Source organism: Ancylobacter sp. FA202, from assembly GCF_000380205.1.
GTDB lineage: Bacteria > Pseudomonadota > Alphaproteobacteria > Rhizobiales > Xanthobacteraceae > Ancylobacter.
On sequence record NZ_KB904818.1, the window covers coordinates 2,321,170 to 2,337,933 of the forward strand.

Here is a 16,764-nt window from a genome sequence, read left to right on the forward strand (position 1 = left end):
TGCCGAAACGTCCGCTTTCCATCGCGCCCGCAAAATGGCAGTTTGGGCCTCCGCGGTTCGGTCAACACTCATCGATGCTTAAACTCTCCTTCCTTCTGATCGGCGCGGAATCGTTCCGGGCGCGATGGTACATAATTGCCCTCCTCGGCGGCGCGTTTCTCACCTTGTCGGCTCTGCTGGCGATCGATGCCTCCGACGGCGTGACGCTCGCCATGCAGGAGGTGCTCGGCCTGATCTTCGTGCTGAACGGGCTGATTGCGCTGTTCGTTTTCATGGAGCGGGCGCGGGGCGCGATGCGCTCGCTGCTGTTCCTCAAGGCCGCGGCGCTTCTGCTGGTCGGGCTGCTCATCATCCAGCCGCCGATCCCGACCGAATGGGCGCTCGCGGCCCTGTTCTCCCTCGCCTTCGTCCTCGACGGGCTCTGCCGCATGGCGACCGCGCTGGTGGTGCGCTTCCACGGATGGCGGATGATGGCGGTGTTCGGCGCCATCGAACTTGGTATCGCGCTCCTCATCATCACCGAATGGCCGATGCCCCATGCCCGCAACATCCCCTTCTGTATAAGCCTTCTGCTGGCTGTGTCGGGGTGGCTGATGCTGCGGATAGGCCTGATGTTCCGCACGCTGGAAAGCGAGGCGGGCATCCTCGCTTTGCCGATCTTCGCCGGGCGCGGCTGGTACGACAATGCCCCGATCCTGATCGAGACCGGGGAGAGCACGACGCCAGCCCAGCCGATGATCGTCCATGTGTGGACGCCGGTCGGCTCGGCCTATGCCCCCGAGCGGCGGCTGCTGGTCGATCGCTATATCGCGGCGCTGGACGGCCATGGCGTGATCTCGACCGGCCACGCCGCGCTGGAGATGCCACCGGATCTTTATATCAGCCATTACCCCGCCCTTGAGGTGGAGCGCTCCAGCGGTGACTTCATCGCCTCGTTGCGCGCCAGCGGCGAGAACGACCTGAAGGGGCGCTTCCAGCCCTCCTACCAGTACGAGTCCGAATGGTGGTGCCCGGCGGACGCCAATGTCGCGTTCCGCAACTACAACCCGCGCCGCCTGCGCGCGCTGTGGGCCGGATACAAGCAGGACGACACGTATAATCTCACCAACCGGAACTGCTCGGTGGTGGTGGCACAGGCGCTCGACGCCGCGCTCGAAGGGTCGATGGCGAGCCCTTACCCCTGGCTGCGCCTCCTCGGCCTGCTGACCAATCCCGACATCTGGGTGGCCTCGATGATCCGCAGCCGCGCGCATTCGGCAACATGGACCCCGGGGCTGGTGCTCGACTATGCCCGCACGCTGGCCCGGATCGTCGAAAAAGGTGAAGTGGCCTGGGGCACCCGCCTGCTTGGTTTTCTGAAGTGGGGCCGGTCGGCCCCGGTCGATGGCAGAAAGGCCAGTTCCGTATGACGTCGACGCCTTCCGCCGAGCAACCCGCCGGCCTGTTCTCGCGCGGCGCCGTCATCGCGACCGCGATGATGTTCGGCCTCACCTACAGCCTGAGCGCGGCGCTGATTGCGCTCGACCTGACTTCGCGCGGCCTCAGCGAGACCCTGATCGGGGCCAATGCGGCCATGCACGCGGTCGGCGTGCTCATCACCGCCATGCTGCTGCCCCGGATCATCGCCTATTTCGGCATCCGCCGGCTGGTCATCATCGCCCTGGTGCTCGCGGCGCTGGTGCTGAGCGCGTTTCCGGCCATGCCGCTTATCTGGCTCTGGTTTCCGCTTCGCCTGGTGCTCGGCATGGCGTCGGAGATCCTGTTCGTGCTCTCCGAGGCCTGGACCAACAGCCTGAGCACGGAGGCGACCCGTGCCCGCGCCATGGCCGCCTATACCGCCGCGCTCTCGGTTGGTTTTGCCCTCGGCCCGCTGATCCTGTCCGTGGTGGGCTCCAGCGGCTCCACCCCCTATCTCGTCGGGGCCGGCATCGCGCTGTTCGCGGCCGGCTTTGTCGCCTCCCCTAGGGTGCAGGCGCCGGTGTTCGACGAGCCGGCCACCGGCAGCCCGCTCCGCTTCATCCGCCTCGCGCCCGTCGCGATCTCGGCCGTCGTGCTGAACGCGGCGATCGAGACAGCGGGCCTGTCCTTCCTCGCCATCTATGCCGTCAATCTCGGCTGGGAGGAGAGCGGCGCCACCCGGCTGATGTCCTGCATGATGATCGGCGCCATCCTCCTGCAGCTGCCGATCGGCTGGCTCGGCGATAAGGTGGACCGGGTCAAGCTGGTGGTCGCGCTGGCGGTGGCCTCGATGCTGGGGGCGCTGGCGTGGCCGCTGGCGCTGCAGAGCGAGATCGCCACCTATACGCTGCTGTTCTTCTGGGGCGGCGCCTTTGTCGGCATCTACACCATCATGCTCACGCTGGTCGGCAGCCGCTTCAAGGGGGCGGAACTGATCGGCATCTATGCCGCCATGGGGCTGATGTGGGGCCTCGGCGCGCTGCTCGGGCCGCTGCTGGCGGGCCTCGCGATGGACACCACCCTGCATGGCCTCGCCTTCTTCGCCGCCGCCACCTGCGGCGCCTTCGCGCTGTTCGTGACGCTGAACGGCCGGGGCAGCCACTAGGGCCGCACCGGGCGGCTGCGAGGGCGCGTGCCAGCCTAGATCATTTCACTGTTTCATGGAAACAGTGAAATGATCTAATTATTTGTTTTATCACGTTTTCTTCACGCGAACCGGTATCCACTTCGCTCGAAAACGCTCTAGGTGTTCCCAATCGCCCTGGGCGTCTCTCCGGCACCGAGGGTGGCGGGCGTGCCCCGCAGCCGTTCCAGCACCGTGAAGAAGGCTGGGACGAACAGCACCGCGAGCCCGGTGGAGGCCAGCATGCCGCTCACCACGGCGATGCCGAGCGAGACGCGGGCGCCGGCGCCCGCCCCGGAGGCGAACACCAGCGGCAGCATGCCGAAGATGAAGGCGAAGGAGGTCATCAGGATCGGCCGGAAGCGCAGGCGGGCCGCCTCGATGGCGGCCTCGCCGATATCCATTCCCGCCATGCGCTTCTCGCGGGCATATTCCACGATGAGAATGGCGTTCTTGGCCGCCAGCGCGATGAGCAGCACAATGCCGATCTGGGTGTAGAGGTCGTTCGGCAGGCCGGTGATCTCCAGCGCCGCCACCGTGCCGAGCAGCGTGAGCGGGACGGCGAGGATGACCGCCAGCGGCTGCAGCCAGCTTTCATACTGGCCGGACAACACGAAATAGACCAGCACCAGCGCGATGGCGAAGACGAGGTAGATCTGGTTGCCGACGAGCTGCTCCTGATAGGACATGCCGGTCCACGCCGCGCCCATGGAGGCGGGCAGGGAATAGGCGGCGACCTGGTCCATCAGGCTCATCGCCTCGCCGGAGGAGAAGCCGGTGGCCGGGCTGCCCGTCACCTGCGCCGCCGGGTAGAGATTGTACAGGGTGATCAGCGGCGGGCCGGCATCGTCGACGAAATGCGCGACCTGCCCGAGCGGCACCATCTCGCCGCCCGCACCCTTTACCTTCAGGTTCAGAATGTCGTTCGGCTGCAGGCGGAACGGCGCGTCCGCCTGCAGATAGACTTGGAACACCATGTTGAAGCGGGTGAACTGGTTGACATAGGACGAGCCGACATAGGCCTCCAGCGCCGAGAACACCTGGCCCACCGTCAGCCCGTAGGTTTCCGCCTTCACCCGGTCCACCTCCAGCCGCAGCTGCTTGACCGTGCCACGGAAATTGGTCGCGACATGGGAAAGGCTGGTCTGTGTGGCGGCGGCATCGACCATTTCGCTGGCCGCGTTCTGCAAGGCGGAGAAGTCCGAGGTTCCGTCCTTCATCTCCACCATCAGCGCGAAGCCGGAGGAGTTGCCGATGCCCTGTATCGGCGGGGGCATCATCACCAGCGCCTCGGCGGTGCCGAGATCGTCGAGGGCGCTGCGCACCGTGCCGCCGATGCTGGCGGCGCTGAGCGCGGTCGTCTCGCGCGCGCTCCAGTCGGTCAACACCACATAGAGCATGCCGGTGTTGTAGAGCGTGGCGTTGTTGTCGAGCGGGGAAATGCCGGAGACGCCGATCACGCTGTCGATGCCGTCGAGCGAGCGGATCTTCTCGACCGCGCTGGCCACCACCGCCTCGGTGCGCGCGGCGGAGGCCGAGTCCGGCAGGGTCAGGCTGACGATGAAATAGCCCTGGTCCTCGCTCGGCAGGAAGGCGGTCGGCACCTGCGACAGGCCATAGAAGGCAAGGCCGATGAGGCCGAGCCCGGCGAGGCTGGTGAGCAGGGCGAAGCGCACGAGACGGCGCACCAGCGCGACATAGAGCGCCTCGACGCCTCCATAGCCGGCGTTGAAGGCGCGGTAGAGGATGTTGCGCTGGGCGGGCGGCGTCGCCGGCCGCAGCCAGAGCGCGCACTGGGTCGGCTTCAGCGTCATCGCGTTGACAGCGGAGAGGATCGCGGTTGCGGCGATGACCAGCGCGAACTGCTGGTACATCTTGCCGGTGAGGCCGGACATCATCGCCGCCGGCAGGAACACTGCCATCAGCACCAGCGTGATGCCAATGATCGGGCCGGTGAGCTCCGACATCGCCTTGATCGCGGCCTCGCGGCTCGACAGGCCCGCTTCCATGTGGCGCGACACGCCCTCGACGATGACGATGGCGTCGTCCACCACGATGCCGATCGCCAGCACCAGCGCGAACAGGCTGGTGGTGTTGATGGTGTAGCCGAGCAGGTACATGGCGGCGAAGGCGCCGACGATGGTCACGGGCACCGTGGTCGCCGGCACCAGCATGGCCCGCCAGTCCTGCAGGAAGAGGAGGATGACCGCGAGCACCAGCAGCGCCGCGATGACCAGCGTCTCATAGACCTCGTCCACCGAGGCGGTGACGAAGTTGGTGCTGTCGAACGAGACCTTGTACGCCAGCCCCGCCGGGAAGGCAGCGGCGAGCTCGGCCATCTTGGCGTTGACCTCTTCCGCCACAGTGAGGGCATTGGCGCCGGTCAGCTGGGAGATGGCGATGGCGGCGGAGGGCTTGCCGTCCAGCGTCGCGGTATGGCCATAGGTGGCGGCGCCGAGCTCGACGCGGCCGATGTCGCCCACCCGCGCCAGCCGTCCGCCGCCCTCATCCGCCGCCTTGACGACGATGCGCTCGAAATCCACCGCCTCGCTGAAGCGGCCGGTGACGTTGATGACATACTGAAAGTTCACCGCGGCCGGTGTCGGCGGCGCGCCGACCAGGCCGGCCGTGACCTGCGTGCTCTGCTGCTGGATGGCGGCGGAAACATCCGCGGGCGTCAGGCCATAGGTCTGAAGCCGCTCGGGATCGAGCCAGATCCGCATCGCGTAGCTGCCGGAGCCGAGCACGGTGACGGAGCCCACGCCCGGCAGGCGCGCCAGCTCGTTCTCCAGGCTGATGGCGGCGTAATTGGCGAGGAACAGATTGTCGTAGCGTCCGTCCGGCGCATACAGATTCACGAATTGCAGGATCGAGGTCGACTTCTTCTGGACGTTCAGTCCCTGCGTCGACACCGCGCTCGGCAGCTGCGCGGTGGCGAGCGAGACGCGGTTCTGCACCAGCACCTGCGCCATGTCCGGGTCGGTGCCGATGGCGAAGGTGATGACCAGCGAATAGGAGCCGTCATTGCCGCTGGTCGACTGCATGTAGATCATGCCCTCGACGCCGTTGACCTGCTGCTCGATCGGCAGCGCCACCGTGTCCATCACCGTGCGGGCGCTGGCGCCGGGATAGGTCGCGGTCACGGAGACGGTGGGCGGCACCACATCGGGATATTGCGACACGGGCAGGCTGGTGAGCGACAAGGCGCCCAGCAGCACGATGAGCAGGGCCAGCGTGTTGGAGAGCACCGGCCGTTCGATGAAGAAGCGCGAAAGCATGGGTCCGCCTCGGAACTGCCGGGTGTCAGGGAGCCTTCGTGGCGCTCGCGGTCGTCGAAGCGGGAGAGGCCTGCGGGAGAGCGGCCATGGCGCCGGCAACGGGTGTGACGCTCTTGCCCGCGACGGCGCGCTGGAGTGAACCGATCACCACCTTGTCGTCGGTGCTCAGGCCCTTGGCGATGACGCGCAGCTGCCCCTCGACCGGGCCGGTGGTGACAGCGCGCTGCTCCACCAGATTGTCGGCGCCGACCACCATCACATAGCTGCCGGCCTGGTTGGCCTGCACCGCCGTGTCGTCCACCAGCAGGGCGTTGTCGAGCGTGCCGATCGCCACCCGCACCCGCACGAACTGGCCGGGGATAAGCTCCACATCCTTGTTGGGCAGTGCCGCGCGCATTTGCAGCGTGCCGGTGGCGCCGTCGAGCTGCGGGGCGATGTAGTCGATGACGCCGGCATAGGCGTAGCTGGCGGCCCCGGCCAGCGCGATCTCGACCGGCGGCTGGAGCTTGCTCTCGCGCACGTCGCGGAGGCTCTTGCCCTGCGCCGCCAGCGCATCGCGCATGGCGATCTGCTGCTGCTCGCTCATGTTGAAATAGACATGAAGCGGATCGACCCGAAGGAGGGTGGCAAGCTTGGTTGGGGCGGAGGAGCCGACCAGCGATCCGGCATCGACGAGATGGCGCGTCACCACCCCGTCAAACGGCGCGCGGATCGTGGTGTAGCTCAGCGTCAGCCGGGCGAGGGCGAGGCTGGCCTCGTCGGCCGCCACCTGTCCCCTGACGGCGTCGAGCGTGGCGCGCGCATCGTCGACGCTGCGCTGGCTCGACACCTGCTTCTGACCGAGATCGGCCTGCCGGTCATATTCGGTCTGCGCATTGGCGGCCTTGGCCTGGGCGATGGTGAGGTTCGCCTCCTGCAGGGCCACCTGGTCGCGGTACTGGTCTGGCTCGATCTCGAACAGCACCCGGTCTTTGCGAACCGCCTCGCCGTCGCCATAGCCGATGGCGGTGAGATAGCCCTGCACGCGGGCGTCCAGATTCACCTCCTGCGAGGGGGCGGTCTTGCCGGTGAACTCGGCATAGAGCGTCACCGGCGCCTGGGTCGGCGTGGCGACCGTGACCTTGGCGGGCGGGGGCGCGGCGAAGCTGTTCGGCTCGTTGCAGCCGGCGAGCAGGAAGGCGATGGCGACGCCGCCAAGCAAGCGGACCCACCGGCACGAAGAGGCGCATCCCTGTTCCATCCCAGCCCTTCCTTCCGCAGCCGCGCGCGCCGGCGGATGCCGGCCAAACGCCCACGACTCAACTCCCCTATACGGTATTATAATGACATCCGTAGTGTCCCCAAGGATGATTGGGACGGTGGGCGCGCGGGGATCGGGCAGCTCCACCGCATTCCGCCGCCGCACCTCCTCGCCACGGCGTTCGACCATGGCAGGAGCGATCCGTGCGTCATTGCATCCGCCTGGAAGGCGGCGACCGCCGCGACCATCTCCGCGCGCTCGCGCAGCGGGTTCAGGTTGGCGACGGTCTTCTCAATCGCAAATGCCCGAAGACCGGCAATGGCAATCGCTGGATGCGTGAGCCTGTCACCTCCGTGCGGCCCACCTATCGCATCCCGGTGTTCAGACCCGCCGCCGATGGCGTCGGGCCCTGGCTCAACCTCACCGACGCCGCCCGATCCATCACCGCCCGAGCCCGGAAGAAACATAGCCAGATGGGTTTTCCGATGCGCGGTTCTATTGCAAACATCAGGTGCCAAACCCGCCGATGACCAGCCGATGCGCGGTGCCGTCCAGCGGCACGCGAAACGCGCCATCGACGCGCGCCACCGCGACGCCGTCCAGCTGCGCCATGACATTCGCCGGGTCTTCCCGCGCCGGCCCGACGACGATCTCGTAGCACGTGCCGGCAATCGTCACCCGCGCCTCGAATCCCGGCCAGTCCTCGGGAATACAGGGCGATACGGCGAGATGCGCGCCCTGCTTCCTGATGCCGAGAATGCCCTCGATGCCGGCGCGGTACATCCAGGCGGCCGAGCCGGTGTACCAGCTCCAGCCGCCGCGCCCGGCATGGGGCGCGACCGAGTAGACGTCCGCCGCCAGCACATAGGGCTCGACCTTGTAGGTCGCGACCTGGCCGGGCGAGCGGCCATGGTTGATGGGGTTGAGCAGCGCGAACAGCTCGTGCGCCTTCGCGCCGTCGCCGAGCTTGGCGAAGGCGAGGATCGCCCACATGGCGGCATGGCTGTATTGCCCGCCATTCTCGCGCAGGCCCGGCGGGTAGCCCTTGATATAGCCGGGATCGCGCAGCGTGTTCTTGAAGGGCGGCGTGAACAGCAGCGCGATGCCCTCCTCGCGGCGCACCAGATGCTGCTCCAGCGAGCCCATGGCCTGCGCCGCGCGGCTCGCCTCGGCCGCACCCGACAGCACCGCCCAGGATTGGGCGATGGAATCGATGCGGCACTCGTCATTGGCGCTGGAGCCGAGCCAGGAGCCGTCATCATAGGTGGCGCGGCGGTACCACGCGCCGTCCCAGGCGTGGCGCTCGATCGCCGCGCGCACGGACGCCGCATGGGTGCGCCAGCGCGCGGTGCGCAGCGGATCGCGCGCCTCGGCGAGCGGGGCGAACATCTCGACCGTGCGGATGAACAGCCAGCCGAGCCACACGCTCTCGCCCTTGCCGCCCTCTCCGACCCGGTTCATGCCGTCGTTCCAGTCGCCGGTGCCCATCAGCGGCAGGCCGTGAGCGCCGGTGAGTTCGACGCATTGGTCGAGCCCGCGCGCGCAGTGCTCGAACAGCGAGGCGCTCTCCGGCGAGGGCATCGGCTGGAAGAACGCATCGTGCTCGCCGGCCCGCAGCGGCGGCCCCTCCAGGAACGCCACCGGCTCGTCCAGCACGCCCGCGTCGCCGGCGGACGCGACATAGGTGGCGGCGGCATAGGCGAGCCAGACCCGATCGTCGGAAATGCGGGTGCGTACGCCCTGGCCGGAATGCGGCAGCCACCAATGCTGCACGTCGCCCTCGACGAACTGCCGGGCGGCGGCGCGCAGCAGATGGCGGCGGGTCTCCTCCGGCTGCGCGAAACTCAGCGCCATGCCGTCCTGCAGCTGGTCGCGGAAGCCATAGGCCCCGCTTGCCTGGTAGAAGGCCGAGCGCGCCCGGATGCGGCAGGCGATGGTCTGGTACAGCAGCCAGCCATTCAGCATGATTTCGGTGGCGCGGTCCGGCGTCTTCACCTCGACCGCGCCGAGCAGCCGGTCCCAATGATCGGTGACGCTCTTCAGCACCGCATCGAGATTGGTCGCGCGGTAGCGGGCGATCAGCACCCGCGCCTCGTCCGCCGTGCGGCATTGGCCGAGCGTTGCGACGATCTCGACGCTTTGCCCGGGCTGCAGCACGACAAGCCTCTGCAGCGCCGCGCAGGGGTCGAGCCCGGCGCCGGTCTTGCCGGAGAGCGGCACCTTGCCCATCAGCGCCGCCGGTGCCGAGACCTCGCCCTTGCGGCCGAGGAACTCGGTGCGGTCGGCGGTCCAGCCGGTCTGCGTGCCGCCGAGATCGGCGAAAGCGACCCGCCCATTGCCGATCGCGCTCCAGGAATTGCGGGCAAACATCGCGCCGGTGGCGAGATCCATCTCGGTGGCGATGAACGGCGCCGATGCCCCGCGCACCGTGCCGAGCACCCATTCGACATAGGCCGTCACCGTGAGGCGACGCACCCTGTCGGAACGGTTGGTCAGCGTCAGGCGCGAGATCTTGATCGGGTCGGCCAGCGGCACATACTGCAACAGGTCGAGCGCGACGCCGTTGGCCTCGTGCGAAAAGCTGGAATAGCCGAAACCGTGGCGGGCGATGTAGCTGCCGCCGTCGCGAATGGGCAGCGCGGTCGGGCTCCAGACATCACCGGTCGCCTCGTCCCGGACATAGAGCGCCTCGCCGATCGGGTCGGCGACCGGGTCATTCGACCACTGGGTCAGCTGGTTTTCGCGGCTGTTCTGCGCCCATGTGTAGCCGCTGCCGTCCGCCGAGACCTGGAAGCCGAAAGCGTTGCCGGCGATCACGTTGATCCACGGCGCCGGGGTGGTTTCCTCACCGCTCATTTGGACGACATATTCGCGGCCGTTCTTGTCGAAGCCGCCCAGCCCGTTGAAGAACTCCAGCGACAGCTCGGCCGGTGTCACCATCGGCGCCGTCGCCCGTCGGCGCCGATCGGCCACCGGGCGCGGCAGGAAGGCCGGAAGATAGGTCAGCTGGTTGGCGATCGAGCCACGACGCGCCGAGAGCACGACACGGGCGACCGATTGCAACAGGCCGCGCCCTTCCAGGCTCATCATATCGGTTCGCAGCACATGAACCGCGCCCTGCCCCTGTTCGTCACCGAAACGCGGACGCGACTGGCTTGAGCGCACGGCTGTCTCGATGGCGATCTGCAGATCCTGCACATAGGACGAGGCGTGCTCATTGAGGATGACCAGATCGACCGCCAGCCGCTTCATGCCCCAATATTCATGGGCGCGCAGAAGCTGGCGCACCTGCGCCATGTCCTCGAGATCGTCGATGCGCAGCAGCACGATCGGCAGATCGCCGGAGATCGAATATTGCCAGAGCGAGGATTGCGGCCCGGCGCCACGCTCGATGACGTCCGAGGGCACGCGGAAGCGGGCATCGGCATAGATGATCGGCGCGGCAAGGCGCTGGAAATCGGCGGCCTCCTCGGCCTTCACGTTGAGATGGCGCAGCTGCACCTGCGCCTGCGTCCACGCCAGCGTCTTCGCCCGCTCGAAGGCGTTGCGGTCATGATGCTTGTCGACAAGATTGAGCAGTTCCTCGCGCGAGGAGGCGACCAGCGTCCAGAAGGCCACGCGCACGGTGCGGCCGGCGGGCACCTTCACGCGGTGGCGCAGCGCAAACACCGGGTCGAGCACCGTGCCGACCGTGTTGGACAGCGGCGCCCCCTCGCGGATGACCGCCGCCTCGCCCGGCTCGCGGTTGCGGCCGAGAAAACGGGCGCGATCGGTCTCATATTGCGGCGGATCCAGCATCTCGCCCTCGATGACGGCGAAATGCGCGGCCCAGATTTCGGCCTCGTATGGCGAGCGCCGCCGGCGGGTGGCGATGAGCGCGCCGAATTCCGGGCGGTGCTCGGTCTCGACGAACATCTTGGCAAAGGCCGGATGCGCGTTGTCGGTCGCGGGCGTTGCCAGCACCAGCTCGGCATAGGAGGTGAGCTCGATCTCGCGCGCCCGTCGCCCGCTATTGGTCAGCGAGACGCGCCGCACCTCGCCATCATCCTCGCCGGACACCAGCAGATCCATGGTGGTGATGAGCGAGGGGCTGCGGTGGATGAATTCGGCGCGGTCCTCGGAGAACACCACGTCATCATGCTCGGTGGCGACGCCGAAGGGCTGGGCACCGGCCGACCAGAGATCGCCGCTCTGGCTGTCGCGCAGGAAGATGTGCGAGCCCTGCACGTCGCGCGTCGCATCCTCGCGCCAGCGGGTCACGGCAATGTCGCGCCAGCGGCTGAAGCCGGTGCCGGCGGTCGTCACCATCACAACATAGCGGCCATTCGAGAGCAGATGCGTCACCGGCGCCCCGCCGGAAGGTGGCTTGAGGCAACGCACATTCGGCGCCTCATTGGCCGCGCCCCGGGCGGAGGCCTTCACCTCCTCGGCGCGGGGATAGGCGACGATGACGTTGCGCGGCATGCGCTCCTGCAGCAGCAATTCGCTGGCCTGGATGATCGGTTCGCGATGGAAGCGCGCCCGCATCTTCCCGCCGCCCAGCACATTGGCGATGGCGACGATCGTCATGCCCTGGTGATGGGCCATGAAGTTGCGCACGATGGCGACGCTGGCATCGTCGGGCAGGCGGGCCGGGGTGAAGTCCAGCGCCTCGTAGAAGCCGTAGCGCCCGCCGGCTCCCATGTCGGCGAGCCGGGCGAAATTCTCCCGCGCCCCCGAGGGGTCGACCATGGTCGCCAGCCCCGTCGCGTAAGGAGCGATCACCAGATTGTCCGACAGGCCCCGCTTCAGCCCGAGGCCCGGCACGCCGAAATTCGAGTACTGGTAGGTGAATTCGAGGTCGCGCGCATTATAGGCGGATTCCGAGATGCCCCAGGGCACGCCGAGCCCGCGCGCATAGCTCTGCTGGCGCCCCACCACCAGTCGGTTGGTCTGTTCCAGCAGACTGCCGGTCGGCGCGCGCATCACCAGCGAGGGCATCAGATACTCGAACATCGAGCCGGACCAGGACACCAGCGCCGAACCGCTGCCGAGCGGCGTCGCCGTGCGCCCGAGCCGGAACCAGTGCCGGGTCTGCGCGTCGCCCTTGGCGATGGCGAACAGGCTGGCGAGCCGCGCTTCGGAGGCCAGCAGATCGTAGCAGCTCGGGTCGAGGCAGTTATCGGGAACGCTGTAGCCGATGGAAAGCAGCTTGCGCTCAGGATCGAGCAGGAAGGCGAAATCCATCGCCAGAGCCATGTCGCGCGCGGTCTGGGCGATGGTGCGCAGGCGGTTGCGCAGCGTCCGGGGCGCATCGGCGAGGTAGAGCCGATCGCGCTCGTGTTCGGCCACCGCAAGGCGCAGGCGTTCGGTCCAGAACACCAGATCCGGCGCGCCGCTCTCATCCGCCGGCGGCGCCAAGTCGGCGGCCAGACGCGACGCCTTTTCGGTGAGGCGTATCAATGTCGGCGTCGAGGCTTCCAGCCCCTGTCCGCCGCGCAGCAGCGCGGTGATCTCGACGAACAGGCCTTCAAGCTGGCCGGCGCGCTCGTCGGCCGCCATCACCTGTGTCACGCCGAGCGCCTCGCGTGCCAGCGCGATGGCATCCGCCATGCCGGCTTCCGCCTCAGGCGTGAGAGGTGCGGCGATCCACTCCTCGCAGGCGACGGCGACGACGAGAAGATGGCCGGCGAGATTGCCGCTGTCGACCGAGGAGACATAGGCCGGCTCCAGCACGCGCAGGTCGCGCGTGCCGTACCAGTTGAAGAAGTGCCCCTTGAAGCGCGCCAGACGCTGCATGGTCGACAGCGTCGCCTCCAGTCGCTCCACCGTCTCCATCGTCGCGGCCCAGCCGAAGTCGCGCGCCGCCACCGAGGACATGAGGTAGAGCCCGATATTGGTCGGCGACGTGCGGTGAGCGATCACCGGCTTCGGGTCCTCCTGGAAATTGTCCGGCGGCAGCATGTTCTCGGCCGGGGTGACGAAGGTCTCGAAGAAGCGCCAGGTGCGGCGGGCGATCAGCCGAAGGGCGTGGGCATCATTGGGTGAGACCGCCAGCGTCTTGGCGATGGGCGGCGAACGGCTCGCCCAGAACGCCAGTGCCGGCGCGGCCAGCCACAGCACGGCGAAGGGCAGGATCACCGGCCACGATTCCGGCGCCCAGGCGAAGGTGCCGAGCGTCATCGCCAACCCCAGCGCGGTGCCGCCCTGCATGCCTCGGTAAAAGCCGATGAGATCGAGCCGGGGCTGCGCGCTGGCCACCGCTGCCGTGGTCCATTCCAGCAGGTGCTTATGGCTGACGAACAGCCGGAACAGCGTGCGGACCACCGCATCGGCGAGGCGCCAGCTTTGATCGGGCAGAAAGGCGACGGTGAACACGGTCTGCAGCAGCGCAATGCGCAGATCGTCCGCCAGCGCCGTCACATGGCTGAGCAGGCGGATGCCGACCCCGCGCGGCACGATGGAGAACAGCGCCGGCAGAAAGGCGGGGATCGCGATCGCTGCCATCAGTGCCAGCACGGCATGGAGATTCCAGGGTGCCGGCACCAGCCAGCTCACACCCAGCGCGGCGAAGGTGAAGGGCATCACCAGCGAACGGCGCAGATTGTCCAGCATCTTCCAGCGGCCGAGCGTCGGCACCGCATGCGCGCCGGACCGCAGGCCGAACACCCAGGGCAGCAACTGCCAGTCGCCGCGGGTCCAGCGGTGCTTGCGCTTGGCGATCACGTCGTAGCGCGAGGGAAAATCCTCGACCACCTCGACGTCGGACGCCAGACCGGCGCGGGCATAGATGCCCTCGAACAGATCGTGGCTCAGCAGCGCGTTTTCCTTGATGCGCCCGGCGAGCGAAGCCTCGAACGCATCGACATCATAGATTCCCTTGCCGGTGTAGGAGCCCTCGCCGAACATGTCCTGATAAACATCCGACACGGCCGCCGCATAGGGGTCCATGCCGCCCGGGCCGGAATAGACCCGCTGGTAGAGCGAGCCGTCGCGCCCGATCGGCAGCGAGGCGGTCACGCGCGGCTGCAGAATCGCGTAGCCGCCCACGACGCGCTGCTCGGCAACGCTGAATTGCGGCCGGTTGAGCGGGTGCGCCATCTTGCCGACCAGCCGCACCGCCGCATCGCGCGGCAGGCGGGTATCGGCGTCGAGCGTGATGACGTACCGCACGTCGACGGGCACCTGCGGCGGCTGGCCGTGGAACGCGATGAAGCTCGTATCGGTGGCGCCGCGCAGCAGCCGGTTCAGCTCATGCAGCTTGCCGCGCTTGCGCTCCCAGCCCATCCATTTGCCTTCGCCTTCGTTCCAGACGCGGTGGCGGTGCAGCAGCAGGAAGCGGGGCCCCGACGGTGCCGGCCCGTAGCGGCGGTTGAGCTGCGCGATCGCCGCCGTGGCGGTGGCAAGCAGGGCCTCGTCGCCCGGGACCGTTTCCTGGTCGGCATCCATCCCGTCCGACAGCAGCGCGAAGGCGAGATCGCCGCTGGAGCCAGTGAGATAATGAACTTCCAGTCGCTCGATCTGCTCCAGCAGATCGGCCTCGCTGGTCAGGAGCGTCGGCACGACGACGAGCGTGCGCAAGGAGGCGGGAATCCCGGCCGCAAGCTCCAGCCCCGGCAAGGGCGAGGCGCCGAACGAATACGTCACGCCCCGGTTGACCAGCGCGCTCGCCGCATCCGACGCCGGCAGGAAGGCGAGCGGCGCCAGCAGCAACAGCCAGCCGGCAAAGCCCCCGGGGACGTCGAGCCACGCATAGGCGAGCATAAGCAGCGCAAGCGTGGAGACCAGCACCGCCACCGCATAACCGTGGACGCCCAGCGGCGTGTTGAGCCGCGAGATCCACAGCCGCGCCGGCGGCCGGAAGCCGATACTCGTCTCCAGCGCCAGCCGGCCTTCGGCGATCAGATGATAGCCGGGATCGCGCGACCTCTGCTCTCCGAGATCAGCGCTGGCGCTCAGGGCGCGGCGCGCGACCTCCACTTCGCTGACCGACGAGCCGCGCGCCAGCTGCTCGATGGCGCTGCGGTAGAGATTGCGGCTCGCGAAGTCCATCTCGTCAAAGCCGCTGGCAGCTCTCAGCGTCTGGTCGACCAGGCTGACGCTCTCGAACCATTCCGCCCAGTCAATGTCGGAGATCGAGCGCATGCTGGTGATGACATTGCGCACCGTGACATTCGACGCCCCCTGCCTTTGCTGGGCGTGCTGAACCACCTCGTCGATCGAGGAACCCTGCAACTTCAGGCGCTCATCGAGCCATCCGAGCGCCGGGGTGGTGCGCGGATCCTGGTCGCGCAGGCGCTTGGCCAGTTGCGCCGCGAACAGTTCCGACAATGGCTCGGAGGAGCGCGCCACAATATCGCTGTCGAGCGCGAAGCCGGCAAAGCCGGTCTCCAGCACCCGGTTGGCCAATGCGTCGGCTTGCGCCCGCGCCTGCCGGCCGACCATGATTTGGTCGGTCAACCGGCGCAGATTCTCGATCAGCACGATCCGTAGCGTGATCGCCACGGCCCAGAGCTCGCCGATGGTGAGCGGCTCGACGGATTGATACGACGAAACGAAGCGCCTCAGGCTGTTGGGGTCGACATGGCTGTCGGTATGGGCGACGAACGCCCAGGCGAGGCCGAAGACACGGGGGTAGCCGGCGAAAGGGCCCGCGGCGAGCTTGGGCAGCTGGCGGTAATAGCCCGGCGGCAGGTCGTCGCGGATCTCGCGGATCTGCTCCTCGACGAGGTGATAATTGTCCAGCAGCCACTCGGCCGCCGGCACGACACCGTTTCCCTCCTCCAACTCGGCGGCACTGGCCCGATAGGCCGCCAGCAGCGCCCGGGCATTGTCGTTCAGGCGGCTCTGCAAGGGGACAACCAGCGGGGGATGCGGCGACACCGTCTGCGCCGCCGCGAGGCTTTCGGCATGCTGCTCAAGCCGCTCGACGCCGAACAGCTCCTCCCGGACAGGGGACGTGTCGCTCCAGGGCGCGGACGAACGACTATCGAAAGCCGCGCGGAGTTTAGCCAGCATGTCAGCCTTTCAGCCCGGCATCACGCCAGGGATGAGGGGGCGGAACGGGCCATGTCAGATAAGCCGGAGCCTCGGGAGAGGTTCCGGATCGGCCAGCGAGGTGCGGGTTGGCTGTGTCGGCGCCTACGTTACAGCATTTGCCCGGCCCGTGGGGAAGTCATCGCCCCGGGCGCGGTCAGTCCACTTTCCGAACATCATGCCGCGAGTTGAAGACGCAGCCCTCTCCCGAAATTTGCATGTCGATGAGGACGCGCCGCGGCGTCAGCGGCCGGGCTTTGTCGGCAGTCGCTCTCCCTTCGCCGCCACCCGCGCCGGCGAGGCCGGAGAAGGCCATGTTCGCATCATGGGATCGAAGGGCGAGCTACCGCGTGCCCTCACTTCGGTCTCTCGCGGGAAATCGGCGGGCCCACTCAGGGGCTGAATTGGCGGGCCACGAGCGACCAAAAAGAGAACTACGTGTACGCTATAGCCCTATGACGTGTGTCGGCAAATTTACGACGTTTGGAACGCCTGCTCTTCCGCCGGGCTTAGCTAGCTGCTGCGGCGGCTACCTGACACAATGAGGATGAGCCGAGGCTTGCCACCGCCGTCTGTCCCGAGAGCGTGCTGATGTCCCCCACCGACAGGCTTGACCGACCCTTCGGAAGGCGAGTTCGCATCGCTTCGCA

The 16,764-nt window shown here is 67.7% G+C and carries 7 protein-coding genes; 3 read left to right on the forward strand and 4 right to left on the reverse strand.

What is annotated here, in order from left to right:
• The first annotated feature begins 74 nt into the window (after positions 1–74).
• The gene (locus tag A3M1_RS0110505) at positions 75–1,409 is read left to right on the forward strand and encodes an HdeD family acid-resistance protein (RefSeq protein WP_018388927.1); all 1,335 of its coding nucleotides are present in this window, start codon (positions 75–77) and stop codon (positions 1,407–1,409) included.
• Positions 1,406–2,563 carry an MFS transporter gene (locus A3M1_RS0110510; protein WP_018388928.1) on the forward strand — a complete coding sequence of 386 codons (1,158 nt, stop codon included), beginning with the start codon at positions 1,406–1,408 and terminating at the stop codon, positions 2,561–2,563. Before A3M1_RS0110505 ends, A3M1_RS0110510 begins: the two co-directional genes overlap by 4 nt.
• A 137-nt stretch (positions 2,564–2,700) precedes the next feature.
• Here the strand turns inward: A3M1_RS0110510 and A3M1_RS0110515 are convergent, their stop codons facing one another.
• Complete coding sequence (locus A3M1_RS0110515) at positions 2,701–5,859, reverse strand: efflux RND transporter permease subunit (protein ID WP_018388929.1); 3,159 nt, start codon at positions 5,857–5,859, stop codon at positions 2,701–2,703.
• A 25-nt stretch (positions 5,860–5,884) separates the two neighbouring features.
• Positions 5,885–7,060, reverse strand: a complete 1,176-nt coding sequence (locus A3M1_RS0110520; RefSeq protein ID WP_018388930.1) for an efflux RND transporter periplasmic adaptor subunit — start codon at positions 7,058–7,060, stop codon at positions 5,885–5,887.
• A gap of 242 nt (positions 7,061–7,302) precedes the next feature.
• Here A3M1_RS0110520 and A3M1_RS0110525 point away from each other — a divergent pair, with 242 nt between their 5' ends.
• Positions 7,303–7,629, forward strand: a complete 327-nt coding sequence (locus A3M1_RS0110525; RefSeq protein ID WP_026221261.1) for a hypothetical protein — start codon at positions 7,303–7,305, stop codon at positions 7,627–7,629.
• Here the strand turns inward: A3M1_RS0110525 and A3M1_RS0110530 are convergent.
• Complete coding sequence (locus A3M1_RS0110530; protein ID WP_018388932.1) at positions 7,607–16,096, reverse strand: GH36-type glycosyl hydrolase domain-containing protein; 8,490 nt, start codon at positions 16,094–16,096, stop codon at positions 7,607–7,609. The genes A3M1_RS0110525 and A3M1_RS0110530 overlap by 23 nt on opposite strands.
• A gap of 175 nt (positions 16,097–16,271) precedes the next feature.
• Positions 16,272–16,430 carry a hypothetical protein gene (locus A3M1_RS26690; RefSeq protein ID WP_018388933.1) on the reverse strand — a complete coding sequence of 53 codons (159 nt, stop codon included), beginning with the start codon at positions 16,428–16,430 and terminating at the stop codon, positions 16,272–16,274.
• Between the last annotated feature and the right edge of the window lie 334 nt (positions 16,431–16,764).